Origin of the sequence: Stenotrophomonas sp. GD03877, from assembly GCF_029840555.1 — a bacterium.
Classification (GTDB): domain Bacteria; phylum Pseudomonadota; class Gammaproteobacteria; order Xanthomonadales; family Xanthomonadaceae; genus Stenotrophomonas; species Stenotrophomonas geniculata.
Map to the genome: position 1 here is coordinate 1 of NZ_JAOCCT010000084.1, position 758 is coordinate 758.

1 pseudogene is annotated in these 758 nt (G+C 67.4%); it reads right to left on the bottom strand.

From position 1 onward, the window contains the following. Positions 1–758, bottom strand: a pseudogene (locus N5D20_RS24685) (RHS repeat protein); the annotation flags it as partial.

Here is a 758-nt window from a genome sequence, read left to right on the forward strand (position 1 = left end):
GCGTCATGGTTGCGCGCCTCGCCATCCACGGCGGTCAGCCGGTGGCTGGTTGCGGGATAGGTGTAGCTGGCGGTGCCTGCTGAGGTGGTCAGCGCAGTGCGATTGCCGGTGGCGTCATAGGCATAGGTTTCAATCGGCGTGCCGGTCGCGCCGTCCTGGGTCTGGGTCAGTCGGCCCAGCGTGTCGTAGGCGTACTTGGCCAGCACCGTCGAGCCTGCGCCATTCTTCAGCTCAGTGATCGAGCCGACCGGATCATAGCCATAGCCCAGCGACAGGCCGCCTGCAGCCGGGTCATGCACCGCTTGCGGGCGATAGTCCAGGTCCAGCGGACGCTGCAGCTGGCGGCCATTGCCATAGGTCCAGCCGGTCGCCGGGCCGAAGGCCGCATAGGTCACGTTGTTCACCACGATCTGGCGCGCCTGGCCGGGGCGGGTCAGGCCGATCTGGCTGATGCGGCCCTGGGTATCGCGCACGTAGTCGGCCACGCTGCCGTCGGGGTAGGTCAACGCGGTCAAGCGACCCGTCTTGCTGTAGGCATAGCGCAGGGTGCTGGCCACACCATTGACGGTCTGCACCTTGCGGGTGACCTGGCCGAAGCGGTCATGGCAGTACTGGGTGCTGCCATTGGCGTGCAGCACCTGCCCCAGGCGGCCCTTGGCAAAGCGCTCGTCGGCGGCACAGGCGGCCGGCGCCACGTCATAGCTGTAGCCCACGTCCAGATTGGGGTCCGGGTAGGCGATGCCGATCAGGCGGTTGAG